This window comes from Sinorhizobium sp. P24N7 (genome assembly GCF_042436655.1).
Taxonomy (GTDB): Bacteria; Pseudomonadota; Alphaproteobacteria; order Rhizobiales; family Rhizobiaceae; genus Sinorhizobium; species Sinorhizobium meliloti_A.
Genome location: NZ_JBHMIW010000150.1, coordinates 1 through 398, shown reverse-complemented (window position 1 = coordinate 398; position 398 = coordinate 1). Strand labels below are relative to the sequence as shown.

Below are 398 nucleotides of genomic sequence, written 5' to 3'. Positions count from 1 at the left end.
CGGCCAATGTCGGGCTTCAGCACGATGAATTCATCCCCACCCAGGCGGCCGACGACGTCCGTCTCGTCCACGCAAGTACGCAAGCGATCCGCAACGTGGCGCAGCAATAAGTCTCCAGTCGGGTGCCCGTAGGCGTCATTGACTGATTTGAAGCCATCGAGATCCAAGCTGAGGGCCGCCGACCGTGTAGCGCCAGGGCCATTCAGGGCTTGTGCGAAGACCTCTCTCAGGAACTGTCGGTTCGGTAGTCCGGTCAGAGCGTCATGGCGGGCCATGTGATGGATCTGCTTCTGCGCGAGCACTCGCTCTTCCTCCGCCTTACGGCGCTCACTTGTATCCCTGAAGAATATCGATATCCCTACGGGCGTCGGCGCGACATGCACTTCCAACCAGATATC

The 398-nt window shown here is 59.8% G+C and carries 1 protein-coding gene; it reads right to left on the bottom strand.

All coding sequences use genetic code 11. The features are described from left to right. The coding region (locus tag ACFHWW_RS34380) for a diguanylate cyclase domain-containing protein (RefSeq protein WP_379943869.1) at positions 1 to 398 on the bottom strand (398 nt) is incomplete at both ends.